Here is a 25,821-nt window from a genome sequence, read left to right as displayed (position 1 = left end):
ATGCTAAAAACCCGCAAATATTCAATACTAAAAGTTTATCGAGTAATAGTTTTGGTGCGCGAGCTAAAGTTTCACCTTTAGGTGCTGGATATGCCTAGTATGTTAAAAAATATCTTTTTTATTATTGCATGTGTTTTTTTAGTTGTGCTTGCGTGGGGAATATTCCAACTTTTTGGTAAATATGCATTTTTAATCATGTTATTAATTACTGTTGCTGTGTTAATCGCAAAAGTAGGAAAGCCAAAATTTAGTAATAAAAAGTAATTACCTCTATATAGCCGCATTATCTGCGGCTAATTTCTATTCTATCCACACTATATTTTTAGTAGCTGAAATTAAAAAACTTAAAATAACATTTATTTTTAATTACTCTCCACTGCGATAACAGTTCGAAGCTATTTATCAATACATAATCATTTTGACAGCGGTTGCCAGTAATAACGCGGCGAAGATTTTTTTGATCAAAGAAACCGGTAAGTAATGGGTGGCTTTGGCGCCTAATGGGGCGGTAAACCATGATGTACAAATAATACCGAACAAGGCAGGTAAATAGACAAATCCAGCGAATCCATCGGCAAGCTGGTACACAGTGCTGCCTGAGCTGATATAACCAATTGAACCAAATAATGCGATAACAATACCGCAGGCAGAGGCGCAACCAATGGCTTTTTTCATATTGACGGAGAAAAACGTTAACAAAGGCACTAATAGCGCCCCGCCGCCGATACCTATCATCGCAGACACACCGCCGGTGATCATCGTTAAAATAGTTAATAGGCCTTTATTAGGCATTGCGCGCTGTTGTTCTTCATTTGCTTTACTGCTGAAAAACATTTTAATAGCAATTAATACCACAGTAACTGCAAACACAATGCGCACGATTTTTTCAGGTAGTAATGCCGCTAAAAATCCGCTGATCAGCGCACCAAGGGCTACGCCTGTCATTATCCAAGGAGCTAACTGCCATGGTACATTGCCGTTTTTATGATGGGCGATTGCCGAAGAGGTGGAGGTGAATAATATCGATGCTAATGAGGTTGCAATTGCAACAATAACGACGTGCTCTGCTGGTAAAACATTAAAATGCAGTAAAATAATGCTCAACACAGGTACAATAACCAACCCGCCACCAATACCCAGTAAACCAGCTAAAAAACCAACTCCACTGCCTAATAATGCGCAGTACACAACTAACACGAGCAATTCATTCATTCCGTTCGTCTCTTTATCATTGGGGGCAATCATCCTAGATGAATGCAGTTATTAAGGCTGCAAGTGAGTTTTTCATACAAAGTGATTCTCTATATTTAAGATGCACATTTCTGTACCGGCTATAAGCCTGATATACAACAACATGCTCCCTTAACTCACTACATCAAGCTGAGTATATCAATATAACCAATGGCCATTTATACTTTTAGCTTAGATAAGCCCTGAATAATCCTCATGTTTTAGATGAAATAAATACAAGTTAAACATCTAGAGCTTTAGATGGCTATAATGAATTGGTTAGTTTTTTAGGTTTTCAGCCAATATTGCGCGCGATGTATAACTGACCCAAGGCAAGTTGCATAAGAATGAATATGGCTCATGTTTTATGTGAAATTAAAGCGTTTTTCTTCATCTACCGAACCACGTATAAATAACGCAACTCTTACACGCTAGACAGCTCAACAGCAGATTGTTAGTTATGCCTTCAGGCAAAAATCTCTGAATAGTGTAGCTACTATAGCAATTAGCTAAGTAACTTAAGAATTCGAGTATTGAGCAAGGCTCAGGCTTTAAATCAGATAATGGATACCAGATCACCATGAATACAGACTTTAAATTTACTATTAAGAGCATTTGTCTTGATGAAAATTATCATCCAGCCCAAAGCACGCGTATCACCACTAACTTTGCTAACCTAGCAAGAGGCAGTTACCGCCAAGCAAACTTACGCAACGCTTTAAAGATGATTGATAACCGCTTTAATGCCCTAGCCCATTGGGATAACCCTAACGGTGATCGTTACTCTGTCGAGCTTGAAATCATTTCTGTTGATATGGATATTGCAGGCAGTGGTGAAAGCTTCCCATCGATTGAAGTATTAAAAACCAATATTGTTGATCACCAAACAAATAAACGCCTTGCAGGTATTGTCGGTAATAACTTTTCTTCTTACGTGCGTGATTATGATTTTAGCGTTTTGCTACAAGCGCATAATAAAGGTAAATCTAGCTTTAGCATTCCTGATAATTTTGGTGAGCTACACGGCAAACTATTTAAATACTTTATCAGCTCAGACACATACCAACAGCATTTTAACAAGCCACCCGTTATATGTTTAAGTGTGTCAGATAACAAAACCTACTATCGCACTGAAAATCAGCACCCAGCATTAGGGGTTGAGTATCAGCCAAATGAAAGCTCTTTAACTGAGCAATACTTTAAAAAGATGGGCTTACAGGTGCGCTATTTTATGCCAGCAAACAGTGTTGCACCGCTTGCATTTTATTTTGTTGGTGATTTACTCAATGATTACACCCATCTTGAGTTAGTAAGCACGATCAGCACGATGGAGACGTTTCAAAAAATCTATCGTCCAGAAATTTATAATGCCAATGCGGTTGCTGGCAAATGCTATCAGCCAAACCTAAAGAACTTGGATCACTCATTAACGCAAATTGTCTATGACCGTGAAGAGCGTAGCCAATTAGCAAATGAGCAAGGCAAATTTGCAGAGCAACACTTTATCAAGCCATATCAAACGGTACTTGAGCAGTTCTCTGCTAGCTACGCGTAAGCATTACGCTTAATCGCTACCAAAATTAAATTATAGAGACGGCATTACTTATTATGAAAACTAGTATTAACAAAACCCTATTACCGACTTCAACTGCGGGCAGTTTGCCAAAACCAACATGGCTTGCAGAGCCAGAGACACTTTGGTCACCTTGGAAGCTACAAGGTGATCAATTAATCGACGGCAAACACGATGCGCTGCGCATCTCTTTACAAGAGCAACAACACGCTGGTGTGGATATTGTTAGTGATGGTGAGCAAACCCGCCAACACTTTGTTACCACTTTTATTGAACACCTTAATGGCGTTGATTTTGAAAACCGTAAAACGGTGAGAATTCGTGATCGCTATGATGCCAGTGTGCCGACTGTGGTAGGCCCTGTCTCACGTATAAAACCCATTTTTGTTGAGGATGCAAAATTTTTGCGCAGCCAAACAAAACAACCAATAAAATGGGCACTGCCAGGGCCTATGACTATGATTGATACGCTTTATGATGACCATTATAAAAGCCGTGAAAAACTTGCTTGGGAATTTGCCAAAATTCTTAATCAAGAAGCCAAAGAGTTAGAAGCGGCAGGTGTTGATATCATCCAATTTGATGAGCCTGCTTTTAATGTATTTTTTGATGAAGTAAATGATTGGGGTATTGCCTGTTTAGAGCGAGCCATTGAAGGCCTTAAATGCGAAACAGCGGTGCATATTTGTTATGGTTACGGCATCAAAGCGAATACCGATTGGAAAAAAACCTTGGGCTCTGAATGGCGCCAATACGAACAAGCGTTCCCTAAACTGCAGCAATCTAATATCGATATAATCTCATTAGAGTGCCACAACTCACATGTGCCGATGGAATTACTTGAGCTTATTCGCGGTAAAAAAGTGATGGTAGGTGCCATTGACGTTGCGACCAATAGTATAGAGACAGCAGAGGAAGTAGCCAACACGCTACGTAAAGCACTGCAATTTGTAGATGCCGATAAACTCTACCCTTGTACTAACTGTGGCATGGCACCGCTTCCTCGCGCAGTCGCAAGAGGCAAGCTGAACGCGTTAACCGCAGGTGCAGAGATCATTCGAAAAGAGTTATCAGCCGGTTAAGGGGATAACTGACGAGGTATTTTAAACGAGGTATGCTAACTACCTCGTTTTTGTTTTTGCAGGAAACTTTTATTAACCTGTTACAGGCTTTGCCATTGCTGCTTTAGCCCTATCAAATGTATAACACCTAAAGATAAACAAATAACAGAGCTCCAAACCCAAAACTCGGGAGAGCGCCCAATTGGAGAACTGATAAGAAAAAAACCAGCGACCCCTCGAACTAAATATATTGTTGTTATTAGTATCAACACCAAGCGCACTAAAGGCAGTTTTAAAATAAGCCCAGCCGCAGAAAAGGCATACAGTGACCAAGTTGCAAGCACAATAAAAATAGCGAAAGTTATTAGCGTTGGCTTAATACTACCTTGTTCAGCCAGCTGAGCCATTTGCTCTCCAGCACCAAAAAATCGATACCAAGGCGCGCCAAAATAAATACAGCCTAAATGCAGTAGTGCAGCAATAGCACTCAATGTGCCCGCAACTATCAAACAAATATTCATGTAAATAAACCTCAGTGTAAGCTAATTAGCCAGTTGTTATGCCATTTGCGCAGTTAATAATTAATGCACGATAGCTATTTTGTTATTTAACCACTTTTGGCGGTAAGTAAATTGTAAATTCATTTATAGGTTCGATAAGCACACTATGAGCAATTTGCTGCTCTTCTTGAGTTACTAATCCTAAACGAGATAACAACCCAAAGCTGGCTGACTTAAGATAGCCAGAAGATACCTTAAGTTGCTTATGCCAGACGCGATAAGTACCTAATTTACCATCGCGGCGATGATAAAATCCTGCTAATGGATGGGTTAAATACACAAGCCCAGTCTCAATATCTGGAAAGCCGGCTAACTCAATAGCTGCATTTTTCGTTTGCGCTAACTCAACATTTGCTGGTGCCCAAGTGGCATCAGTTGTCATTTTATATTTAAGGTATATTTGCTGTGAATCATCGAAATCACAATCAAATTTCACATCCCCACTATACCAAGGTAAATTCCAAATATACTTAGGTATTGCAAGTGTCCACGAATCCAGCGTGGTGCCTAAAAACCAAACGCATCGTTCATTGGTTTGTTTATCAATAATATAAATTCGATAATTAGTTTGTCCCATCGTGAACTTTGGAAATGGATAAACTGCCGAGGTAAAATCAACATCTATAAATGGCACGACTGAAATTAATGCTTTTTCCTCTCCATTTATTTCTAAGGTATCTAACTTAAAGCGTTCAGGAAATAGGCCAGCAAATCTTGCAGGCTCCACAGCATATGTAATGATAGCGAAGTGCTGTAATTTACATACAACATCGATACCTTTAGGGGCTTGTCTCGAATTTAGGAAATCATTTAGTTTTAATGAATTCAATGCAACATCGTCCTTATAAGTAGCTTTACAGTTTATATTTACGTCGAACTTCATTTATCAAACGATGACGATATTTATAACGTACCACATATCAATACACTCTAGCTAATGTCCCTTAGACAACTTGCTATTGAAGTATCAATACCCGCGCTTTTGCCAAAACTCTATTTCTGACATTGCTTCTTGTTCAAACACAGTAAATGTTTTATCGGCGATCAATTTACCGTTTAGCTCTATGGTCATACGCCAATCACCTGTTTTATTGCTGATGGGTGCCCATAAGGTATCACCTAAGTAAAAGTGCCAGTCGTTGTCTTTAACGTATTCAAAGCCATCAAAGGGTGGCATTACCTCACCATCGGTATCAGGAATATCCGGGTGGTAAATACAGTAATGGAGCTTTTCGCCTTTGGCTTTTTTTATATTGATGATTAAGCCAAATTCAATATCAAGTTTAGCGGGTACTTTATTGGTGAATGATTGAATTTGTGGCAAGTCTTTTGACGATGAGTCCCAGTGACTATAAATGCCATAACTTTGTAAGGTGATCTCGGGTTTATTTTTTGCCATTGCTACTCCTAGTCTTAAATGCTCTATCTATTAAGCGTCATAGCGCTTGGGATCTTTAGGGAAGAAAAACGCTGGTTGTTTATCACATAAGTCAAATTCACGGGTATTTTTGTAAGGTAATTTCATAAACCCGGCAACCCCCACATCAGTAATACTGACCGCATATTGCATGAGTTTATTAAGCAAACGTTTAAACTCCACTTCCTTACTGGCATCTAGCAGTCGGTAGTAATGGTGAATTTTCATTCTATCCGGCAGGGCTTCAAAAATAATACAACCGGTGTGATGAATTTGGTTTAGTTCAAATACGCACTTGATCACTTTTTTAGGTAGCTGCAGTTGCTCATCTGGATCTTTACCATCTTCAAAGTATGAATGCGGGCGCGTAACATCCGAGCTGGCTAAGTTCATGACTTCGTAATCAAGCTCTGGTAGTTGTTCAAATTTAAACGCGCCTGTGCCATCGCGCTCTAATTGAATGGTTTTACGGGCATCAAATAAGCAGCATTTAAACAGTCCCTTTTGGCTGATACCTTGCGCCAACATCACCGCGTTATTAATCGCTTGGGTAAATGCAGGGCCTAAACTTTCGTCATGCATTATGAGAGACGATTCAATAAACAACGAATCTTCTTTCCAATGAAAACTCAAGCCCCCTACTGCAGGGTATTTTGCCAAACGACTAATTGAGGCTAAAAAGGCTTTTTCGGTATCGCCAGTATCAAACAAAAACTCTTTATAATAACGGTCAAGTTGCGCATCATTCACATCAAGTAATTGCTGGTTATGATCGGCTTGGCGTAAAAACTGTTTTCGCGAGCTATACACCACAGTATCGGGAAGTTCGTCAGCGTTACCAAACCAGAAAGGGATTTGGGCTTTACTATCCTCAGCCAAATTTAACTCGGGTAAATAAGCTTTTGCCATGGCCGGCATATTACGTATAAAGTAATCACCAGCACCATCGCGGATGGTTTTGTCTTTTGACAACATGCCATCAATCACTTTTGCCAGTTCCATCGGTAAGCCAAGCGAGCTTGCGGGGATCACTTGTGCTCCAAAGCGACACGACTGGGCAGAAGCAAGCGCATAGAGGGTCGAAGCCACACCTTGCTCATCAAAACGTGGCGAGGATTTAGCACCCGACATTTGTTCGTCACCAATAAAGTACACATCGCCCATACGGGCGTTGGTGGTACTTAAATCTCCCGACATTAAATCCATAATATTACTGGCGATCGGGTTGGCGTCACTGTCCATTTGTGCATAAACAGAGCTACCCCAGTCCACCAGCGATAATGCACGGGTTGTTTCATCCCACACTAAGTTTGATGGTTTAATATCGCCATGAACAATCGGCTGCGGACTTAAACCGTTTTTATGGCTGCGTAGGTCAATTAATATGTTACGTAGCTTTAAAGCCAGATCTGTGATTGTCGCGGCACTGAAGCGCCCTCTTTTGAGCGATATTTTTTCTAAGTCTTCACCCATGGCACGGGCCATCATTAAAATGCCCTGTTTTTTTATTCTCTCAAAGGCATAAAACTTAGGCACTAATGGATTATCAACTTGCGAGAGCATAAATGCTTCATCTTCAAGGCGGTCACGCACACTTTGTGCAAGGGTGATCCGAGAAAATTTAAACACCCATGGCAGATTTTGATGATCAAGCCCTGCAAACACAAAACCAAACGCACCAGAGCCAATCATTTCTACTTCTCGGTAGCCTAAATTGGTTAGCTGCTTGATACAAATATTAAGCCATTGGCGATGCTTTTTAGCATCATGGTGAGAAAGCAAATAGACCGACTGCTCTTCATTGATATAAAAATTGCGGATTGCTTTGGTTTTCACTGCGGGGTCTCAACGTTTTGGAATAAATTTAAGGTGATAACAGGGTAACCCGCTGATTATTAATTTTTTAGCTGTAAATTTCTAGTCATTTAGCCCCAGCTTAGCGTGTACTGACATTTTGCGCAAAAAAAGTGTAAAAAAAGGCAATGAGTGTTAAAAAAATAATCCGCCAAACTCACTAAACAAAACCGAGATACTCCTTATCTATCGTAATTGCTTACATACGTTATGGTTTGCAAAGTAAAATAAAAAAAGCTGCGTGATCAGCGAACTGATCACAACAGCTTTTAACAACCAGAATCGTTATAAATTAGAGTGCTTGTTCAAGCTCTGGCAGCACATCAAATAAATCCGCAACAAGACCGTAATCTGCCACTTGGAAGATTGGCGCATCAGGGTCTTTATTGATAGCCACAATCACTTTTGAATCTTTCATGCCCGCTAAATGCTGAATGGCACCACTAATACCTACGGCAATATATAAATTAGGTGCAACAATTTTACCTGTTTGACCCACTTGCATATCATTCGGCACAAAGCCCGCGTCAACAGCAGCGCGTGATGCACCGATCGCGGCACCGAGTTTATCGGCAATGCCATGCAGTAATGAGAAGTTCTCACCGTTTTGCATACCACGGCCACCCGAGATCACCACTTGCGCAGCGGTTAATTCTGGGCGCTCAGATTCAGTTTGCTCAACACTAACAAAACTGCTTAATTCACTGCTAAATACGCCGTCAATATTTACCGACTCAGCAGGTGCTTGAGAGCCTTGCAGATCAAAACTACTTGCACGTACTGTGATCACTTTTTTACTATCGAGTGATTTTACCGTTGCGATTGCATTACCTGCATAGATTGGCCGTTTAAAGGTATCAGCATCCACCACCTCAATAATTTCTGAAATTTGTGCAACATCGAGTAATGCAGCCACACGTGGCATAAAGTTTTTACCTGTCGTAGTGCCACTGGTAACGATATGTGAGTAATCAGCAGCAAGTGATACCACTAAGTCCGCAATGTTCTCAGCTAATTGCTGGGCATATTCACTGCTATCAGCGATCAGTACGCTATTAACACCTTCGATACTGGCAATCACTTCACTCAGTGGCGCGACATTTTCGCCAGCAACCAATACATTGACAGGAAAACCAAGCTTCAGCGCAGCATTAATAGTTTTTGATGTTTCCGGCTTTAAAACGCCATTATCATGATCAGCAATAACTAATGTTTTCATTTAAATCACCTTCGCTTGCGTTTTTAACAAATCAACTAACTGTGCTACGTCGTCAACAATGATACCGCCGCTGCGTTTAGCTGGCTCATGCACTGCGACAAGTTGGATACGCAGTGTTAAATCAACACCTAAACTGTCTGCAGCAATCACTTCAAGCGGTTTACGCTTTGCTTTCATAATATTTGGTAATGACGCATAACGAGGTTCATTCAAACGTAAGTCGGTTGTAACAACCGCAGGAAGCTTTAAAGCCACGGTTTGTAAGCCGCCATCAACTTCACGGGTCACATTAACCGTGCCATTTACCACATCAACTTTTGATGCAAATGTACCTTGCCCACGGCCCGTCAATGCTGCCAGCATTTGGCCGGTTTGATTGTTGTCTGAGTCAATTGACTGTTTACCTAAAATCACCAGCTCTGGGCTTTCTTGCTCTACAATCTTGGCAAGCAACTTAGCAACATGTAAAGACTCTAACTTTTCGTCCGTTTCAATATGAATGGCTTTATCTGCACCCAATGCCAAAGCGGTACGTAATTGTTCTTGCGAGGCTTTAGCACCAATGGTCACAGCGATGACTTCGGTGGCGGTGCCCGCTTCTTTTAGGCGAATAGCCTCTTCAATGGCAATTTCGCAAAATGGATTAAGCGCCATTTTTACATTGGTTAGATCAACGTCGCTGTTATCTGCTTTAACGCGTGCTTTCACGTTGTAGTCGATGACTCTTTTTATTGGAACGAGAACTTTCATAGGAACTCCATAATTATTTAAACCTACAAGCTAACGTGTACGTCAACCTATTTATTTTATGAATTCAGACTACTTCCTGTTGACGTAAACGTCAACCTAAAATAACCTTAAACTATTCACAGCCTGTAACGTTTCATTTGCAAGTATGAAATTACCTTCCTCAAAGGTACGGCTCCGTCACACACAAGAGGTTATTATGGTCGAACGCGAAACCATGGAATTTGATGTAGTCATCGTAGGTGCAGGCCCTGCAGGGCTTGCTACCGCGATCAGATTAGCGCAGCAAGCCCAACAACAAGATAAAGAGTGCATGATCTGTGTTGTTGAAAAAGGCTCTGAAGTTGGCGCACATATTTTATCTGGCGCAGTATTTGAAACCACTGCACTGGATGAGTTACTGCCTAATTGGCAAGAATTAGGGGCACCAATCACAACCAAAGTCACTAATGATGAAATTTATTGGTTTAATAACGAAAATAAAGCCACTGCCATCCCTCATTTTGCTACCCCCAAAACATTTCATAATGACGGTAACTATATTGTGTCTATGGGCAACGTATGCCGTTGGTTGGCTGAGCAAGCAGAAAATCTTGGGGTTGAGATTTTCCCAGGTTTTAGCGCGCATTCACTGATTATTGAAGATGACACAGTAAAAGGCATAATTACTGGTGATATGGGCCTTGATACTGAAGGCAACCAAAAGGACGGCTTTATGCCAGGCATGGAGCTGCGCGCCAAATACACTGTATTTGCTGAGGGCTGCCGTGGTCATTTAGGTAAACAGCTGATCAGTCAATTTGCCCTTGATAAAGATGTATCAGTGCAACATTATGGCTTAGGTTTTAAAGAAATTTGGCAAATAGATGCTGCAAAACATAAACAAGGTACGGTTGTACATGGCACCGGTTGGCCATTAAGTGGCGATACCAATGGTGGCTCATTTATGTACCACAGCGACAACAATCAAGTTGTGGTTGGCTTAATTGTTGATCTTAATTACAGTAATCCACACTTAAGTCCGTTTGATGAATTTCAGCAAATGAAGCACCACCCCGTATTTAAAAATGTGCTCGAAGGTGGCGAACGTATTGCCTATGGTGCTCGGGCTATTACAAAAGGCGGCTTACATTCATTACCAAAAATGCACTTTCCGGGTGGTTTGCTGGTAGGTTGTGACGCGGGCACGCTAAACTTTGCAAAAATTAAAGGTAATCACACAGCGATGAAATCAGGCATGGTTGCCGCTGAGGTTATTTTTACTGCGCTTACAAACCAGCAACAGCATACTGACTTAGTTGACTACAGCGAAGCATTTAAACAATCTTGGGCGTATAAAGAGTTACACCAAGCACGTAACTTTGGGCCCGTAATGCATAAACTTGGTAAGTTTATTGGTGGTGCCTACAATACTTTAGATCAAAACTTATTCGGCGGTGCATTGCCTTTTAACTTTAAAGATAACACCCCAGATCATGCAACCTTAGTTGATAAAAACCAAGCACCACACCTTAGTTATCCAAAAGCGGATGGGCAATTAAGCTTTGATAAGCTGTCATCGGTGTTTTTATCTAATACTAACCATGAAGAATCACAACCGTGTCATTTAAAATTAAAAAACGCGGCTATTCCCATTGAGGTTAATTTAGTTAAATTCGATGAGCCTGCTCAGCGCTACTGCCCAGCAGGCGTGTATGAAGTTCAGCAGATTGAAGGAAAAGATGAGTTTGTGATCAACTCGCAGAACTGTGTGCACTGTAAAACCTGTGATATCAAAGATCCAAGCCAAAATATTACTTGGGTAACACCAGAAGGTGCCGGTGGCCCTAACTACCCGAATATGTAATTACTTTTAATTTTAAACAAATCCTAAATTGCAGGGGGCTTCGGCCCCTTTTTTGCGCTATGCTCAATAATAACTGTTTAATAACCGTCTAATAAATATGAGTAAGTTTATGCCGTCGTCGAGTGTTATATTTCGTTTTTTAGCTGAGCCCACCGATGTTAACTTTGGTGGTAAAGTCCATGGTGGCGTGGTCATGAAGTGGATTGACCAAGCAGGCTATGCGTGTGCCGCAGGTTGGAGTGGTCATTACTGCGTTACCGTGTCTGTTGCCGGTGTTAAATTCAGGCGCCCTATCCTCGTTGGGCAAATTGTTGAGGTTGAAGCAAAAATTGCCCATACCGGAAAAACCAGCATGCAAATTTTTATTCAGGTACGCTGTGGCGATCCAAAAACCGGTAACCTAGTCGAAACCAATCACTGCGTGATTAGTTTTATTGCCATGGATGAAACCGGTTACCCTGTAGCCGTGCCGGTATACACAGCAGTCAGTGATGAAGATAAAAAAATCGAAAACTACGCAATAAAAATGAAAGAAATTGCCATTGAAACAGAAACACTGCTGCATAAATCAGAGCCATAAACACGCGCTGATCGCTGCGTAAAATCTACATAGCACTGAGAAATCATTGCTCTGGCCAAACTGAATGGGCGTTTAAATAACGCCCATTGTTACAAATTAATAGCCAAAAACAGCTCTAACAGCGTGTTATTTCAACAAAATACAACTGGCACGCGTAGTGCAATATTCAAAGTGAAATGAACTAAAGCAACGCTAAATTGCGTTATTTTTATTTTGTAAAGGAGCTATTAAATGATTAAAGCAATTTCACTTTCTGCAATTTCACTGGCATTACTTGGTTTTAATAATGCAGCACAAGCAGACACCACAAACATGGATTACCCTCGCATCTATACAGGTATTGGTTATGGCCAATATTCATTCCAGTTTGAAGACTCTGATGACGACATCGACTTCGATGATGACTCACAAATGCTCAAGGGTTATGTTGGTACGCAATTTAATAAGTACCTGAGTTTAGAGCTTGCCTATCAAAATTTTGATGAAGTAAGCGATATCGATAGCTACGCCGAAGTTGATGGCGTATCACTAGCGGCACGTTTAGCAGCCCCGATCACCGAAAGCTTTTCTGTGTACGCTAAAGGCGGTTGGCTTGAATGGAATGCTGAGGTAACCAGTGACCTTCCGGCTCTTGGTGAGATCTCCGCAGACCAAAGTGGCGGCGATATATTCTATGGCGCAGGTATCGAGTACGCATTCACCACTAATATGCAGGTACGTTTAGAATATGAGCGTTATGAACTAAAGGATGACTTTGATCCAGAGATGGATGTCGCCTCGGTGTCATTCCAATATATGTTCTAGCCACTGTTCATACCTGAGTACAGGTTATTTAACAGTTAAAAGGCAGCTTCAAGCTGCCTTTTTTGTTGTTAACGGTTAGAATATCGTATCTTCCACTGTATTTGAGTCCCATGAGCGATTTTCAACTGACGGCCATCGGCCATATTCACTCTCCTTATAAACAAAAGTTTGCTATTCCCCGTCAACCTCGTTTAGTGCCCCAAGCCAAAGCTAAATTGGTGTTCACAGCAGATTTTAACCGTGAAGAGTTTGTCCGTGGCTTAGATGAATTCAGCCACATTTGGCTACTTTTTCGTTTTCATGAAACTGCAGATAAAGGCTATTCAGCGATGGTAAGGCCACCCCGACTCGGTGGGAATGAACGCAAAGGTGTGTTTGCTACCCGCGCTACTTTTAGACCAAATGCTATCGGCATGAGTGCAGTAAAACTAGAAGGCATTGAATATAAAAATGGTCAGTTAAGTTTATTACTCGCGGGTATAGATTTACTCGATGGTACGCCGATTTTAGACATTAAACCCTACTTGCCCTACTCTGACGCCATGCTCGATGCCACAGCCGGCTTTGCAGATACTCGCCCAGAAACTGATATGACAGTTGAGTTTAGTCAAGCAAGCTTAGATTTTATTGCCAAACAACACACCTATCCAGAGCTGCAAGACTTTATCAGTAATGTATTAAAACAAGATCCTCGCCCTGCTTATAAAAAGCAGCAACACGGTGAGCAAAGTTATGGCATGACATTGTACGATTTTAATATTCGTTGGCAGGTAAATGACGACCATAACTACGTCAGCAGTATAGAAAAAAACTAGAAAAACACACTTAGCGCTTTAGTGTAAAAGCAACCGCTGCTAAACTTAGCGCCTATTGAAAATAAAAACTTTATAACTATCGGAATTAACCATGCGTACCAGTCAATATATACTCGCAACACTGAAAGAAACACCGTCTGATGCTGAAATCGTTTCACATCAATTAATGCTACGAGCGGGTATGATCCGTCGTGTAGCGTCAGGTTTGTACACTTGGTTGCCCTCTGGTTTACGCGTGTTAAGAAAAGTAGAAACCATCGTTCGTGAAGAAATGGATAAAACAGGCGCAATTGAAATGCTTATGACTGTTATTCAGCCTGCTGACTTATGGCAAGAATCGGGCCGTTGGGAGCAATTTGGTCCTGAGCTAATGCGCTTTACCGATCGTCATAATCGTGAGTTTGCACTAGGTCCAACCCATGAAGAAGTGATCACCGACTTTGTCCGTAAAGAAGTGAGCTCTTATAAACAGCTACCACTGACATTGTACCAAGTACAAACTAAAGTACGTGATGAACGTCGCCCTCGCTTTGGTGTAATGCGTGCTCGCGAATTTACCATGAAAGATGCTTACTCATTCCACCTTACTGAAGAGTGTTTAGACGCAACCTATCAAGTTATGCATAAAGCATACTGCAATATTTTTGAGCGTTTAAATCTTGATTACCGCCCAGTTATTGCTGATACCGGTTCAATTGGTGGTAGCGTATCTCATGAGTTCCATGTGTTAGCAGAATCAGGTGAAGATGCGATTGCTTTTAGTGATGGTAGCGATTACGCAGCAAATATTGAAAAAGCAGAAGCACTAGCGCCTAGCGAAGAACGTCCTGCTGCTACAAAAGAATTAAAAGCATTCCCAACCCCGGATGCAAAAACCATCGACGAGCTTAAAAAGCACTATGGTGTTAAACCTCATCGCGGCGTAAAAACGCTGATTGTATACGGCACGCCAGACGAAAACGGCAAGCGTGGTTTAGTTGCTTTGATTATCCGTGGCGACCACGAACTCAATGAGCTTAAAGCAGAAAAACACCCATTAGTTGACTCACCACTTGAAATGGCCAACGAGGCAGACATAGTTGCTGCGATTGGTGCAAAACCAGGTTCTTTAGGTCCGGTTGGTTTAACAATGCCAATTATTGTTGATAGAACCGCTAACGTGATGGCTGACTTTGTAGCAGGCGCAAACAAAGATGACGAGCATTACAGTGGTATTAACTGGGATCGCGATGTTACAGACTATGAAGTTGCCGATTTACGTAACATTGTTGAAGGTGATCCTAGCCCATGCGGTCAGGGTAACTTACAAATTAAACGTGGTATCGAAGTGGGTCATATCTTCCAACTGGGTACTAAATACTCAGAAGCGATGAAAGCCGGTGTACTGAGTGAATCAGGCAAAAACCAAATTATGACCATGGGTTGCTATGGTATTGGTGTATCACGTATTGTAGCCGCTGCTATTGAGCAAAATAATGACCAATACGGCATTATTTGGCCACAACCAATTGCACCATTCGATATCGCTATTGTGCCAATGAATATGCATAAGTCACACCGTATCCCTGATATCGCAAATAACCTTTATGATGGTTTGAAGGCTGCTGGTTTAGACGTGTTATTTGACGATCGTAAAGAACGCCCAGGTGTGATGTTTAACGACATGGAACTACTTGGTGTGCCATTTACCTTAGTGATTGGCGAGCGCAACCTTGACGAAAACAAAGTTGAGCTTAAAAACCGTCGTACTGGTGAAAAGCATATGCTTGATCTTGATAGCGCAATCACGACTATTAAGACGTTGCTAAACGCTTAAAGACACGCATATTTAGTTACTCTAAAAAACCGCTTCGGCGGTTTTTTAGGTTCTGTCATAGATGTTTAGCGAAAACGTCTTGGTACTGTCATCTAAGCTACTTAGCATTTACCTTATTACACCGCGAGTAAATGCCATGAATAAAGCAACGAGTAGCGAAAAACAGCACTATCCCGCCGTTTGGATTTCAGATGTTCACTTAGGTTATAAAGATTGTAGAGCTGATTACCTGCTCGATTTTTTAAATAGTATCGAATGTGAAACCCTCTATTTAGTCGGCGATATTGTTGATCTGTGGTCAATGAAGCGAAACTTCTTTTGGCACGCCAGTCACTATCAAGTATTAGCCTGTATTCAAGCTAAAGCCGAGCAAGGAACGCGCGTAATTTATATTCCAGGCAACCATGATGAAACATTTCGGCAATACGTCAATAACAGCTTATTTGGCATTGAAGTTCACCAGCAATTTATTCACACCACCAAAGCCAATAAACGATTTCTGCTCGTTCACGGGGATGATTTTGATTCCGCAACCCGATATAACAAGTTAATAAGTATTGCGGGTGATGCGGGTTATGACTTGTTGCTCTTTTTAAATCGCTGGACTAACCGCATAAGGCGTTTATATGGCGGAAATTATTGGTCGCTAGCATCGTGGATCAAAGCGCGTGTTCACAAAGCCCGAGAAGCAATCGAAGCATTTGAGAATGCCGCAATTCATGAAGCAAAAAAGCAAGGCGTTGACGGCATAATCTGTGGCCATATTCACCACCCGCAACTAAAAGTTGTTGATGGTATTGTTTATTGTAATGATGGCGATTGGATAGAGAACTGCACCGCTTTGGTAGAAGACAAAAATGGCCGAATTGAGTTATTACATTGGTCAGAAACCCAGAAAGTAATTAACTCTGCAGATATTACCTCGCTTGATACGCTAACAACATCAGGCAAAACAAAATCGGCGGCTTAAAATAAAGCCTCACTAACAGAGCCAGTCAGATTCGGTTTTTAGCATGTAATCAAATCTGATATAGTAACTAGGCGTTTTATCATAAAACTTGAAAAGCGCCTCAGTAAGCATATTTAAAATCTAAAGGCAGTTACGCAGCATCTGAAACAGATCAAACCCCATGCTACTCAAATTCAACAAAACCACCATCACCTTTGCCTTTATATTTTCCAAGCGAATTTTCAAATTCTAAATCTTGCTCATCACTCGAAGGCCACCCAGCATCAATAAACCTTAAAAAGTCATTCAAAACAACCCAACCAACAACTTCTATAGAATCGTCTTTAAGCCATTTATCACCATCCCAGTCCATATAATCATACGAACCGAATCCTGTTTCATATCTAGAAGCTACAAAATATAAGCCCGGTTGCACAGGAGTTTGATTTTCAATCCAAACAACAGGTATTTTAAGTTTATTCATCATTTAACCTCTCTAAACTCTTCAGCCTTTTTAATCACCCAGTTCATGTAATCTTTATTTCTAGCTTTCTCGTGAGCACCATTATCGATAAAGTCTATAATATAGAAAGTATTAATACTTGTTGCTCCTTCCGTGTAAATAATAACACTATCACTAGTCCTAAATTTAACTGATTTAACTTTATCCAATACATGTACATGCATTAAACCTGCATTTTCAGCCATAGGTTGAGGTTTATGATATGGAACATCTTTACCTAGGTAGTCTACACGTCCCCCAGACTTATATTTTTTAAAGTCTCTGATTAATATATCAAGATCTTTATTGTGTTTTCTTTCAGCATTCAAAGACTCTTGTATAAATAAAGTTATTTCTTTTTGTACCCTCAAGTGAAAATCCTTTTATTTTACTTCGACAAAAACATTACTACCACTATCACTTTGTTTCTTTTTTGAGCGCTCGAAGCTATCTTTAACCCTTTTAATGGAAACTTCATGGGGGATGAATTTTCTTTCAAGCTTTTGAGAGTTATTGTTTTTATTCATTAGATTAATCCTTTAAATATTATTGAAAAGAGCCAGCTTAAACATCCAGCAGACTTTATCAAAGGACATTTCAAGCAAAACGTCCCCATATTGACAACTTTAATTTATAACAAATAGCGTAAACTATTACCAGCCTAAATATTATTTTAATCGGCATATAATATTGTACGTTCGCCCCTAAAAAAAAGCCCCAGACAATGCTGAGGCTTTATAAAACGATAGTAATAACGCTAAATTACATTTTACGCTGTGCGTCTTTTTGGGCTTTTTTGGCTTCTTTACGCTTTTGTAAAACAGCTTGGGCTTCGTTGCCGATATGGCCTTCGCCGCGAGCTTGCGCTAATTCAATTTGCTTTTGACGCTCCGCAAATCGCTCCCTTTGCTCATCAGTCACATCATCAATACAATGGTGACATGATACGCCTTCCATGTACTCAGCTTTTAGTTTTTCGTCTTCAGTGATTGGCATACGACAGGCATGACATTGATCGTATGAGCCTTTTTGCAAGTCGTGATCAACCGCTACGCGATTATCAAATACAAAGCACTCACCTTGCCACATGGTTTCTTCTTTTGGCACTTCTTCTAGGTATTTTAAAATGCCGCCTTCAAGATGGTATACATCTTCAAAACCTTGCTCTTTCATGTAAGCAGTTGATTTTTCACAGCGAATACCGCCAGTACAAAACATGGCTACTTTTTTATGTTTACTCGGATCGAGGTTTTCTTTCGCCCACTGCGGGAATTCACGAAAGGTTTTAGTATTTGGATCGACTGCGTTTTGGAAAGTACCTATTTCGATTTCATAATCGTTTCGGGTATCAACTAAAATAACTTCAGGATCTGAAATAAGCGCATTCCAATCTTTTGGTTTTACGTAGCTGCCGACCACTTTTAACGGATCAACGCCTTCAACCCCCATAGTGACAATTTCTTTTTTTAGTTTTACTTTAGTACGGTAAAACGGGCATTCATCATCGTATGATTCTTTAGAAACGATATTGTCTAAATTTGGTTGTTTATCAAGCCAGGCTAATAAATTGTCAATACCTTCACGTTTTGCGGCAACGGTGCCATTAATGCCCTCTGCAGCGATCAGCAAAGTACCACGCACTTCATTCGCTTCCATTACATCAAGTAGTGGTTGGCGTAGTGCTTCAAATTCAGGTAAAGCGACAAATTTATATAAAGCACACACAACAAAGTGCGCACTGGTGACATTATCTTTATGAATGGTTGTCATGAGCGTTCCTATTTTGCTTTTTCAAAACCGAATCGTAAATCCGGCGCATTGGGGCGCGTATTTTACGCTTTTTCAAATTAAATGCAAAAAAAGCCGCTATTCATTGGTTTTTACTGTTAGCACAACACCCGACTAAGCTATAATACGTGCAATATTTTTGGCTTATTGCCAACTACTTGCTCAATTTGGAGAAACACACTTTGCACTTTACTGATCTTGGGATTGATACTCGCCTTGAAACACAGCTTGCGCATCAAGGCATCACTCAGCCCACTGATATTCAAGCTCATGCTGTGCCTACTGCCCTTGCAGGCCATGATATTTTCGCTCAGTCTAAAACCGGCTCAGGTAAAACGTTAGCGTTTTTATTACCCGCAGTTCAACGAGTAATGAAACAAAAGGCCCTCAGTAAACGTGATCCTCGTGTATTAATTGTTGCTCCAACGCGAGAGCTTGCTACCCAAGTTTTCACTCAACTTAGATTGCTTATTGCCGGTACCAATATCAAAGCCGTTAAAATCCTCGGTGGTGAAAACTTTAACGACCAAATTAAAGCGCTGCGTAATGATCCACATTTTGTTATTGCCACACCAGGGCGTTTAGCCGATCACTTAACCCAGCGCTCTTTACAGTTAAGTGGCTTAGAGCTATTAATTTTTGATGAAGCCGATCGTATTTTAGATTTAGGTTTTACCGAACAACTGAAAATGATTAACGAGTTGGCCGACCACCGCTTACGCCAAACCTTACTGTTCTCTGCAACACTAGACCATGCACAAGTTGATGCGCTATCTCGCAATTTGTTAAAAAAGCCTAAGCAAATTATGCTCAGCGCAGCAAACGAGCAGCATTCAGACATAAAGCAAAGCTTATATTTAGCAGATCATTTAGATCATAAAGAAGCCTTACTCGAGCACTTTGTAAAACAAGATGACGTAGGTCAATGCATTATCTTTACTGCAACTCGCTCTGATACCACGCGTTTAAGTGAACTGTTAATTAGTAAAGGCTTAAAAGCACAGGCGCTAGCGGGTGATTTAACACAAAGTAAACGTCTAGATATTATGGATGCCTTTAGCCGCGAAAACTTTAAGATTTTAATCACCACAGATGTTGCATCCCGTGGCCTTGATTTATTAAGTGTAACCCATGTAATTAATTTTGATTTACCAAAGCATGCCGAAGAATACGTACACCGTATCGGTCGTACTGGCCGCGCGGGCTTTAAAGGGACTGCTATCTCTTTAGTTGGACCAAAAGATTGGTCAAGTTATAAAGCGATTAAATCCTTTTTAAATGATGAACTTGAATTTCATACCGTGGCAGGTTTAACTGGCAAATTTAAAGGATTGCGAGAAGTAAAACCAGACGCAATAAAAGCAACTGCGCAGCATAAAGCCAAGCCTAAAGCTAAATCGCTCAGTAAACGTAAAGTGAAGCCAAAGCAACCTCAAGCACCGATAAAAGCGCCGTTAAACATTGATGGTGATGCGCCGATGCGCCGCCGTAAAAAGCCAGAACAGGAATAAAAATGAGTTACCTCGGAACCACCCAAACCTTATTTGTAAACGAAGTAAGTAACGAAGGCGCGTACCTCGACGGTCATGAGCTAGGCGAAGTTTTCTTACCAAGTCATGAAATTAAACATGAGCTAGAAGCGGGCGACAGCGTTAGCGTGTTTATCTTTTTAGATAATGCTAATCTCGCCACTGCAACAACGAAAAAGCCACTTGCCCAAGTAGGTGAATACGCCCTACTACGTGTTAAAGAAATCAATAGCATTGGCGCATTCTTAGATTGGGGTCTTGAAAAAGACGTACTTGCCCCATTCAACGAACAAAAACCAAGAATGCAGGAAGGCTATTCTTACCTCGTGCGTTTGTATTTAGATAATGCCAGCGGCCGTATTTGTGCATCAAATAACTTTAATCGTTTTCTTAATAAAACAGAGCCTGAGTATGCACCACTGCAAGAAGTACAACTTATTGTGGCCGGAAAAACAGATATTGGTTACAAAGTCATTATTGAAGAAGCGCACTTTGGGGTGATCTTCTATAACATGGTGTTTAAAAACATGTTTGTTGGCCAACGCTTAACGGGTTATGTTCAAAAAGTGCGTGAAGACGGAAAAATTGACGTTATCCTTGAAAAGCCAGGCATGGCTAAAGTGAGCGAGCTTGGCGAAAAGATCATGGATAAATTAAAACATGAAGGTGGCGTACTCGCAATTGGCGATAAATCCGATCCTGAACTTATCAAAAAAGTGTTCTCAACCAGCAAAGCAAACTACAAAAAAGCCATTGGCGGTTTGTTTAAGCAAGGGTTAATTGATATTGAAGCTAAGGCTATTAAGCTTAAGTAAGCGGTCAATTTAAAATGATATAGAAAAGAGTAAAGTGAAAGCTTTACTCTTTTTTGTTTTTATCAGCCTCAATGGCAACTATGAGAGATAACCTGCCAGTTAAAAACGGTTCCGCATAACGTTACCTTTGATTTATCCATAGCTTTAACTGTTAATTGGCATCTTGCCATTTACTGGTGTGATGAATTATTTAAGTGTGGTGACAAATAAAATAGCGCGAACGAGTTAGTAACCTTGCTTGCTGAATTAAATCAAAAAGTTAACCTGCTTAACTGCTCAGGCTAGTTGCAACAGTGCGTGAGAAAAAGATTATTGCTTAACAGCTAAACATTAGGTTTAATAGACACATAGTGAAAACTGAGTAACGCAGGGATAGCTTAGATACGATAGACACGCCAATGAAATTGGTTCGATATCACTTAGGCCATAAAAAACAAAATCCCATAGCATAAACGCCAACTCTGACAAACCGAGCAGGTAGGGGCTCAGTCCAACAAGCGATTATGCAACACAAACTGCGCGTCGCATAAATACTAAAATGTTAAAGGGAATACAAATGAAAGTCAGTAATCCATTGACGATTATTGCAATATTTGCGGGGTTAGCGGAAGCTCTTGCGACGATTGCTCTTCTTGGTTTGCCTCAGGAATTACAAGAAATATTCCTTTATTTTGTAATGGCATTTCCTACCTTAATAGTGATTTTTTTCTTTGTGGTCTTGTATTTTAAAAATACCGTATTGTATGCGCCTGGTGATTTCCAGGTTCCCGAACACTACTTGAAGATTAATATGATAGATATCAAACAAGCTCTTACTTCTGAGTTGTCTAAAAGTGCCAAAAATCTAATAAAGGATGGCGGTCATGTTAATGATAAAGTGAGCCTTGCAACTGAAAGTACAGAGTTGGCGAGAAAATCAATTGATATAGCTCAGGAAGTCACCGAAGAGCTGTTGTCGCCCTCACTTGAACTATTGATGCTGCAGCTTTTGGAAAAGCCTAGAGAAGAAAGGGAGAGAATTATTGACTCCATTGAAAGTTCTCGTCTGAAAGAGATGTTGGTTTCCATGATGGAGAGAATTAAATCTAAAGTTGGTGAAGATACCTTTAACAAGTCAATGCAGCCGACCGCTAAAGCGTCGACTGATTGAAGCGTTGTACCAATGTCTGCAATTAGCACAATTGCGAAGTTCGGCTTAGAGCGAAAACCGGTCATTTAGGAAAGTTATCATTAACTTAGCAATAATAAGAGGAGACTATCCCCTTTTTTACATAGTGAAATAACCTTCAATAAGCATAATGTTTATAGCTGGTAATAAGTTACACTATTTGCTATTAATAGAAACTCATAAAGTAAGGACGTCTTCGCGCTAAAATAGTGAACGTGTCCTTTGATAAAACTGTTGTAAGCACAAAATGGAGTATTTATGCACCCTAAAGTTTTTGTTAGTCACGCAAGTGAAGATAAAGGAAGATTTGTAACAGGTTTTGCAACAAAATTACGTGAGAACGGCGTAGATGCTTGGCTAGATAAATGGGAAATGCTACCTGGTGACAGCTTAGTCGATAAAATATTTGAAGAGGGTTTGAAAGAAGCGCAAGCTGTGATTATTGTACTTTCAAATTACAGTATTAAAAAACCGTGGGTTCGTGAAGAATTAAATGCAAGTATAGTTTCTAAGTTATCTAAAGGAACAAAGATCATTCCTATAGTATTAGATGATTGTGAAGTGCCACAATCGCTGACATCCACTCTTTGGGAGCCAATCCCTGACCTGAAAAATTATGAACAAAATTTTAAAAGAGTTTTGTCTTCAATTTTTGGTGCAACAGACAAGCCTGCGTTAGGAAAAGCACCAGCACATACTACAAGTGTGTATCATGAAATTGGAGGCTTAACTAAAGCAGATAATTTAGTTTTAAAAGAATCTTGTGAATATATTATTCAAAATGATGACATTATGGTTAGCCCTGAATCGTTATTTGGTGATGGAGATAAACTTGGGTTTAGTCGAGCTGAAATTAAGGATTGTATTGAAGTATTAGAACAAAATGGATACTTAGATGTTTCTCGTTATTTTGGCAGCGAAGACGATTACTCATGTAATTATAGAGTTACTACTTACGGTCTGGACAACTTTACAAGAACATATATTCCAGATTACTCTGAAACTTTAGATAAAGCAGTTAGCCTCATTGTTAATGAACGATCAAGTAGTAATTTTGCTATTCAAGAAAAAACAGGTAAACCTATTGTAATAATCAACCATATTTTGGATGTGTTAGAGTCTAATGATCATGTAAAACTGTCCAAAACGCTTGATGGTGCAGTACATATTTACAATGTATCAGCAAGCTTGCGCCGAGCATTGGCGTAATTTGCTTATATTAAGCTGTTCAAGAGGGCGCTGCCGAACGTCCGCTCCTGACAAATTCCAGCCTATTCATCGCCAAGTTATTAAGTTTGTATACCCAGAAACAAAAAGAGCAAAGTAAATACTTTGCTCTTAGTATTAGTAATACGCTTGTTTATTTTATCGATTCATTAATTTCTTTAAGAACCGCAACAGGATCTGCGGCTTGTGTAATTGGGCGGCCAACAACTAAATAATCGCTGCCATCATCAATGGCTTGCTTTGGTGTCATGATACGTTTTTGGTCGCCTGCATCACTGCCTGCTGGGCGAATGCCTGGTGTCACTAGTTTAAAGTCTGCGCCAAGTTCAGCTTTTAATTTTTTCGCTTCTTGCGCTGAGCACACGACCCCGTCAAGGCCTGATTCTTTGGCAAGTTTTGCTAAATAAATAACCTGCTCTTCTGGGGTTTTATCAACACCTAAACGAGTAAGCTCTGCGGCATCCATACTGGTTAAAACGGTAACGGCAATTAATAATGGCGCTTTATCACCAAATTGCTCAAGCGCTTGTTTGGCTTTCGTCATCATTTCCACACCGCCACTGGCGTGAACATTAACCATCCAAACGCCCATTTTAGCAGCAGCGGTGACCGCTTTGGCTACTGTGTTTGGAATATCATGAAACTTAAGATCTAAGAATACGTCAAAGCCTAAATCAATTAGCTCTTTAACAAACGCAGGGCCAAAGTAGGTAAACATTTCTTTACCCACTTTTAATCGACAGCTATCAGGAGAAAGTTGTTTAACAAAATTTAATGCTGTTTGCTGATCATCATAATCGAGGGCGATAAGGACTTTTTTTGAATGTTCGAGAGACATAACTTTCCTAAAACTGATTGTAGAAATAAGTGAATATTTTATAGAAAACTAAAAACCGTCTAAACCACGGCTCGGTACTATGGTTTCCCAATGTTTACACGAAGGGCAAACCCAATAAATGGTATGACTGGTAAAGCCGCAGTGTTGGCACTGAAAATCTGGCTTAGTTGCAATATAAGAGGTTACCAACTTATCGATCTGGTCTAACACTTCTTTAATATCATTATTCTGTTTTGCTAATAACTGTAATAAAAAACTAAAGCCACGAATTGTCGGCTGACGTTTTAAACTATCGGTTAAAAACTTAATTGCTTGCTCGGTATGCCCTTGCTCAAGTAATGCTTTACAGTGTTTTATTTTTATTAGTACACCGCCTTTATTAAGCAATTGCAGCAATAATTCATGAAATTGGTGAGTTAAGTTTAATTGCTCGTAACTATGGGCTAAGTCATCAATAAACAAGGGCGCAAAAAAGGTGAAATTACAGATCAGCTCACGCCAGTAATAAATCGCTTTGACATAATCTTCTTTTGCAAATGCTGACTTTCCTAATTCGTATAATGGCCGAATCGCTTTTTGATTGAGACTGATCGCTTTGCGCATAATTTGCGGATCATTTTCGATTAATGCGGCTTCACAATAAAAGTTAGCGATGGCTTTAAAATGTTGCGGTTTAGAAAATAAATCGCTGTGTGCTTCAAACATATTGATACCCTTTTCCCATTCGCGTGTTTGCGAATACAAATTAAGTATTGGCTCTAATGCATCACAGTGGTTTGCTTTAATTAACCAAACAAGGTGTTCTTCTGCGCCATCAAGTAGCCCTGCCATAATATAATCTTCGGCAAGTTCAAGGCGACTAGTAGCAGCTTGTTGTTCATTAAGGCTTGGGTGTTTGAGCAGTAATTCGTGAATTTTTATTGCGCGGTCTAATTCACCTCGGCGGCGAAACATAGTTGCGAGTGTAGAATAGTGTTCAACCGAATCTGCAGCGACTTCAAGCAAATTGATTAAGTGTTCCAGACCTTGGTCTTCTTCTCTGTCGAGTAAAAACTTTAAGCCTTTACTGTATTCAGATGTGATCTGACGATTAAGTTGATGAGCTTGGTTTTTAGCACTGTTTTTACCCATGATCCAGCCATAACCAGCCGCAACAGGTAAAAGTAAAAACAAAAGCTCAATCATAATTAGGTGTCTTTATTAGCAACAAGCTTATTATTATCTTTTTCAGGCGCTAATTTTTTTTTCAAACGATAGTTTTGCCACTTTAATTGCGAAAACATTTTAAAGCTAATAAAACAACCAATTGCGACACCTAAAGCAAAGCAGATACTTATTATCATTGCGAGGGGTAACGTATTGCTGGCAATAATATAATTTATTTGCACTAACTGTGGATTTTGCGAACCAAGCACAAATGCAAAAATTAAGCATATTGCTACCAGGATAATTTTTAATACCCTAAACAAGTAACTACTCCAAC

General features: G+C 40.2%; 27 protein-coding genes. 13 read left to right on the top strand and 14 right to left on the bottom strand.

From position 1 onward, the window contains the following. Positions 1–90 precede the first annotated feature (90 nt). Positions 91–264, top strand: a complete 174-nt coding sequence (locus tag ACMVDV_RS04290) for a hypothetical protein (RefSeq protein WP_416157310.1) — start codon at positions 91–93, stop codon at positions 262–264. Positions 265–402: 138 nt separating this feature from the next. Here ACMVDV_RS04290 and ACMVDV_RS04285 read toward each other — a convergent pair whose 3' ends face one another. Next, a complete protein-coding gene (locus ACMVDV_RS04285) occupies positions 403–1,212 on the bottom strand; it encodes a sulfite exporter TauE/SafE family protein (RefSeq protein ID WP_416157309.1) in 810 nt (269 codons plus the stop codon). Between the two features lie 598 nt (positions 1,213–1,810). On the opposite strand from ACMVDV_RS04285, the gene ACMVDV_RS04280 reads away from it, so the two are divergent. Together ACMVDV_RS04280 and ACMVDV_RS04275 are read left to right on the top strand one after the other, a co-directional pair. Next, entirely contained in the window at positions 1,811–2,785 is a 975-nt protein-coding gene (locus ACMVDV_RS04280) for a DUF1852 domain-containing protein (protein ID WP_304178353.1), read from the top strand. A gap of 53 nt (positions 2,786–2,838) precedes the next feature. Then, positions 2,839–3,885 (top strand): methionine synthase, encoded by a 1,047-nt coding sequence (locus ACMVDV_RS04275; protein WP_416157308.1) that lies wholly within the window; start codon positions 2,839–2,841, stop codon positions 3,883–3,885. Between the two features lie 80 nt (positions 3,886–3,965). Here the strand turns inward: ACMVDV_RS04275 and ACMVDV_RS04270 are convergent, their stop codons facing one another. The 6 genes from ACMVDV_RS04270 to ACMVDV_RS04245 form a co-directional block, all read right to left on the bottom strand. Next, on the bottom strand, positions 3,966–4,385 hold the full coding sequence (locus tag ACMVDV_RS04270) for a hypothetical protein (protein WP_416157307.1): 420 nt from the start codon (positions 4,383–4,385) through the stop codon (positions 3,966–3,968). Positions 4,386–4,467: 82 nt separating this feature from the next. After that, positions 4,468–5,307 carry a DUF2071 domain-containing protein gene (locus tag ACMVDV_RS04265; RefSeq protein ID WP_416157306.1) on the bottom strand — a complete coding sequence of 280 codons (840 nt, stop codon included), beginning with the start codon at positions 5,305–5,307 and terminating at the stop codon, positions 4,468–4,470. 84 nt (positions 5,308–5,391) lie between these two features. After that, positions 5,392–5,823 (bottom strand): DUF3859 domain-containing protein, encoded by a 432-nt coding sequence (locus ACMVDV_RS04260; protein ID WP_304178363.1) that lies wholly within the window; start codon positions 5,821–5,823, stop codon positions 5,392–5,394. 30 nt (positions 5,824–5,853) lie between these two features. Next, entirely contained in the window at positions 5,854–7,677 is a 1,824-nt protein-coding gene (locus tag ACMVDV_RS04255) for a protein kinase domain-containing protein (RefSeq protein WP_416157305.1), read from the bottom strand. Between the two features lie 310 nt (positions 7,678–7,987). Continuing rightward, on the bottom strand, positions 7,988–8,914 hold the full coding sequence (locus ACMVDV_RS04250; protein ID WP_304178365.1) for an electron transfer flavoprotein subunit alpha/FixB family protein: 927 nt from the start codon (positions 8,912–8,914) through the stop codon (positions 7,988–7,990). Further along, the gene (locus ACMVDV_RS04245) at positions 8,915–9,664 is read right to left on the bottom strand and encodes an electron transfer flavoprotein subunit beta/FixA family protein (protein ID WP_416157304.1); all 750 of its coding nucleotides are present in this window, start codon (positions 9,662–9,664) and stop codon (positions 8,915–8,917) included. A 196-nt stretch (positions 9,665–9,860) separates the two neighbouring features. On the opposite strand from ACMVDV_RS04245, the gene ACMVDV_RS04240 reads away from it, so the two are divergent. The 6 genes from ACMVDV_RS04240 to ACMVDV_RS04215 all read left to right on the top strand — a co-directional run bounded on the left by ACMVDV_RS04240 (position 9,861) and on the right by ACMVDV_RS04215 (position 16,492). Then, a complete protein-coding gene (locus ACMVDV_RS04240) occupies positions 9,861–11,507 on the top strand; it encodes a 4Fe-4S dicluster domain-containing protein (RefSeq protein WP_416157303.1) in 1,647 nt (548 codons plus the stop codon). A gap of 109 nt (positions 11,508–11,616) precedes the next feature. Continuing rightward, positions 11,617–12,087, top strand: coding sequence for an acyl-CoA thioesterase (locus ACMVDV_RS04235; protein ID WP_416157302.1), 471 nt, complete (start codon positions 11,617–11,619; stop codon positions 12,085–12,087). A gap of 231 nt (positions 12,088–12,318) precedes the next feature. Beyond that, positions 12,319–12,891: an outer membrane beta-barrel protein gene (locus tag ACMVDV_RS04230; RefSeq protein ID WP_416157301.1), complete on the top strand. Its 573-nt coding sequence runs from the start codon at positions 12,319–12,321 to the stop codon at positions 12,889–12,891. 110 nt (positions 12,892–13,001) lie between these two features. Continuing rightward, the gene (tsaA, locus tag ACMVDV_RS04225; protein ID WP_304178373.1) at positions 13,002–13,706 is read left to right on the top strand and encodes a tRNA (N6-threonylcarbamoyladenosine(37)-N6)-methyltransferase TrmO; all 705 of its coding nucleotides are present in this window, start codon (positions 13,002–13,004) and stop codon (positions 13,704–13,706) included. A 91-nt stretch (positions 13,707–13,797) separates the two neighbouring features. After that, positions 13,798–15,522, top strand: coding sequence for a proline--tRNA ligase (locus ACMVDV_RS04220; RefSeq protein ID WP_416157300.1), 1,725 nt, complete (start codon positions 13,798–13,800; stop codon positions 15,520–15,522). A gap of 136 nt (positions 15,523–15,658) precedes the next feature. Next, the gene (locus ACMVDV_RS04215) at positions 15,659–16,492 is read left to right on the top strand and encodes a UDP-2,3-diacylglucosamine diphosphatase (RefSeq protein WP_416157299.1); all 834 of its coding nucleotides are present in this window, start codon (positions 15,659–15,661) and stop codon (positions 16,490–16,492) included. Positions 16,493–16,655: 163 nt separating this feature from the next. Here the strand turns inward: ACMVDV_RS04215 and ACMVDV_RS04210 are convergent, their stop codons facing one another. The 4 genes from ACMVDV_RS04210 to ACMVDV_RS04195 form a co-directional block, all read right to left on the bottom strand. Further along, a complete protein-coding gene (locus ACMVDV_RS04210) occupies positions 16,656–16,958 on the bottom strand; it encodes a hypothetical protein (RefSeq protein ID WP_416157298.1) in 303 nt (100 codons plus the stop codon). Beyond that, positions 16,955–17,344, bottom strand: coding sequence for a type II toxin-antitoxin system YafO family toxin (locus ACMVDV_RS04205; RefSeq protein WP_416157297.1), 390 nt, complete (start codon positions 17,342–17,344; stop codon positions 16,955–16,957). Before ACMVDV_RS04205 ends, ACMVDV_RS04210 begins: the two co-directional genes overlap by 4 nt. 12 nt (positions 17,345–17,356) lie before the next feature. Continuing rightward, on the bottom strand, positions 17,357–17,500 hold the full coding sequence (locus ACMVDV_RS04200) for a hypothetical protein (RefSeq protein WP_416157296.1): 144 nt from the start codon (positions 17,498–17,500) through the stop codon (positions 17,357–17,359). A 235-nt stretch (positions 17,501–17,735) separates the two neighbouring features. Next, on the bottom strand, positions 17,736–18,743 hold the full coding sequence (locus tag ACMVDV_RS04195; protein ID WP_416157295.1) for a rhodanese-related sulfurtransferase: 1,008 nt from the start codon (positions 18,741–18,743) through the stop codon (positions 17,736–17,738). Between the two features lie 200 nt (positions 18,744–18,943). On the opposite strand from ACMVDV_RS04195, the gene ACMVDV_RS04190 reads away from it, so the two are divergent. The 4 genes from ACMVDV_RS04190 (at position 18,944) to ACMVDV_RS04175 (ending at position 23,482) form a co-directional block, all read left to right on the top strand. Then, on the top strand, positions 18,944–20,272 hold the full coding sequence (locus tag ACMVDV_RS04190; protein ID WP_416159049.1) for a DEAD/DEAH box helicase: 1,329 nt from the start codon (positions 18,944–18,946) through the stop codon (positions 20,270–20,272). Between the two features lie 2 nt (positions 20,273–20,274). After that, a complete protein-coding gene (locus ACMVDV_RS04185) occupies positions 20,275–21,105 on the top strand; it encodes a S1 RNA-binding domain-containing protein (RefSeq protein WP_416157294.1) in 831 nt (276 codons plus the stop codon). A gap of 556 nt (positions 21,106–21,661) precedes the next feature. Then, complete coding sequence (locus tag ACMVDV_RS04180; RefSeq protein WP_416157293.1) at positions 21,662–22,255, top strand: ArsR family transcriptional regulator; 594 nt, start codon at positions 21,662–21,664, stop codon at positions 22,253–22,255. A 276-nt stretch (positions 22,256–22,531) separates the two neighbouring features. After that, entirely contained in the window at positions 22,532–23,482 is a 951-nt protein-coding gene (locus ACMVDV_RS04175; protein WP_416157292.1) for a toll/interleukin-1 receptor domain-containing protein, read from the top strand. A 151-nt stretch (positions 23,483–23,633) separates the two neighbouring features. Here the strand turns inward: ACMVDV_RS04175 and pyrF are convergent, their stop codons facing one another. The 3 genes from pyrF to ACMVDV_RS04160 are packed head-to-tail and all read right to left on the bottom strand — an operon-like array spanning position 23,634 to position 25,807. Then, positions 23,634–24,338 carry an orotidine-5'-phosphate decarboxylase gene (gene pyrF / locus ACMVDV_RS04170; RefSeq protein WP_416157291.1) on the bottom strand — a complete coding sequence of 235 codons (705 nt, stop codon included), beginning with the start codon at positions 24,336–24,338 and terminating at the stop codon, positions 23,634–23,636. Positions 24,339–24,386: 48 nt separating this feature from the next. Continuing rightward, entirely contained in the window at positions 24,387–25,523 is a 1,137-nt protein-coding gene (lapB, locus tag ACMVDV_RS04165; protein WP_416157290.1) for a lipopolysaccharide assembly protein LapB, read from the bottom strand. 2 nt (positions 25,524–25,525) lie between these two features. Continuing rightward, positions 25,526–25,807, bottom strand: a complete 282-nt coding sequence (locus tag ACMVDV_RS04160; protein WP_416157289.1) for a lipopolysaccharide assembly protein LapA domain-containing protein — start codon at positions 25,805–25,807, stop codon at positions 25,526–25,528. Positions 25,808–25,821 lie beyond the last annotated feature (14 nt).

The organism is Pseudoalteromonas sp. ASV78 (genome assembly GCF_047806705.1).
Lineage (GTDB): Bacteria > Pseudomonadota > Gammaproteobacteria > Enterobacterales > Alteromonadaceae > Pseudoalteromonas > Pseudoalteromonas prydzensis_A.
Note: the sequence above shows the minus strand (reverse complement) of the source record. Positions and strands in the feature narration are given on the sequence as shown.

Bases quoted from the DNA above. Each gene is read 5' to 3' on its own strand.
- ACMVDV_RS04275 (WP_416157308.1), top strand. From the start codon at position 2,839: ATGAAAACTAGTATTAACAAAACCCTATTACCGACTTCAACTGCGGGC.
- ACMVDV_RS04175 (WP_416157292.1), top strand. From the start codon at position 22,532: ATGCACCCTAAAGTTTTTGTTAGTCACGCAAGTGAAGATAAAGGAAGA.
- ACMVDV_RS04280 (WP_304178353.1), top strand. From the start codon at position 1,811: ATGAATACAGACTTTAAATTTACTATTAAGAGCATTTGTCTTGATGAA.
- ACMVDV_RS04230 (WP_416157301.1), top strand. From the start codon at position 12,319: ATGATTAAAGCAATTTCACTTTCTGCAATTTCACTGGCATTACTTGGT.
- pyrF (WP_416157291.1), bottom strand. From the start codon at position 24,338: ATGTCTCTCGAACATTCAAAAAAAGTCCTTATCGCCCTCGATTATGAT.
- ACMVDV_RS04210 (WP_416157298.1), bottom strand. From the start codon at position 16,958: ATGATGAATAAACTTAAAATACCTGTTGTTTGGATTGAAAATCAAACT.
- ACMVDV_RS04220 (WP_416157300.1), top strand. From the start codon at position 13,798: ATGCGTACCAGTCAATATATACTCGCAACACTGAAAGAAACACCGTCT.
- ACMVDV_RS04270 (WP_416157307.1), bottom strand. From the start codon at position 4,385: ATGAATATTTGTTTGATAGTTGCGGGCACATTGAGTGCTATTGCTGCA.
- ACMVDV_RS04265 (WP_416157306.1), bottom strand. From the start codon at position 5,307: ATGAAGTTCGACGTAAATATAAACTGTAAAGCTACTTATAAGGACGAT.
- ACMVDV_RS04285 (WP_416157309.1), bottom strand. From the start codon at position 1,212: ATGAATGAATTGCTCGTGTTAGTTGTGTACTGCGCATTATTAGGCAGT.
- tsaA (WP_304178373.1), top strand. From the start codon at position 13,002: ATGAGCGATTTTCAACTGACGGCCATCGGCCATATTCACTCTCCTTAT.
- ACMVDV_RS04245 (WP_416157304.1), bottom strand. From the start codon at position 9,664: ATGAAAGTTCTCGTTCCAATAAAAAGAGTCATCGACTACAACGTGAAA.
- ACMVDV_RS04195 (WP_416157295.1), bottom strand. From the start codon at position 18,743: ATGACAACCATTCATAAAGATAATGTCACCAGTGCGCACTTTGTTGTG.
- ACMVDV_RS04185 (WP_416157294.1), top strand. From the start codon at position 20,275: ATGAGTTACCTCGGAACCACCCAAACCTTATTTGTAAACGAAGTAAGT.
- ACMVDV_RS04250 (WP_304178365.1), bottom strand. From the start codon at position 8,914: ATGAAAACATTAGTTATTGCTGATCATGATAATGGCGTTTTAAAGCCG.
- ACMVDV_RS04260 (WP_304178363.1), bottom strand. From the start codon at position 5,823: ATGGCAAAAAATAAACCCGAGATCACCTTACAAAGTTATGGCATTTAT.
- ACMVDV_RS04290 (WP_416157310.1), top strand. From the start codon at position 91: ATGCCTAGTATGTTAAAAAATATCTTTTTTATTATTGCATGTGTTTTT.
- lapB (WP_416157290.1), bottom strand. From the start codon at position 25,523: ATGATTGAGCTTTTGTTTTTACTTTTACCTGTTGCGGCTGGTTATGGC.
- ACMVDV_RS04240 (WP_416157303.1), top strand. From the start codon at position 9,861: ATGGTCGAACGCGAAACCATGGAATTTGATGTAGTCATCGTAGGTGCA.
- ACMVDV_RS04235 (WP_416157302.1), top strand. From the start codon at position 11,617: ATGCCGTCGTCGAGTGTTATATTTCGTTTTTTAGCTGAGCCCACCGAT.
- ACMVDV_RS04215 (WP_416157299.1), top strand. From the start codon at position 15,659: ATGAATAAAGCAACGAGTAGCGAAAAACAGCACTATCCCGCCGTTTGG.
- ACMVDV_RS04200 (WP_416157296.1), bottom strand. From the start codon at position 17,500: ATGAATAAAAACAATAACTCTCAAAAGCTTGAAAGAAAATTCATCCCC.
- ACMVDV_RS04180 (WP_416157293.1), top strand. From the start codon at position 21,662: ATGAAAGTCAGTAATCCATTGACGATTATTGCAATATTTGCGGGGTTA.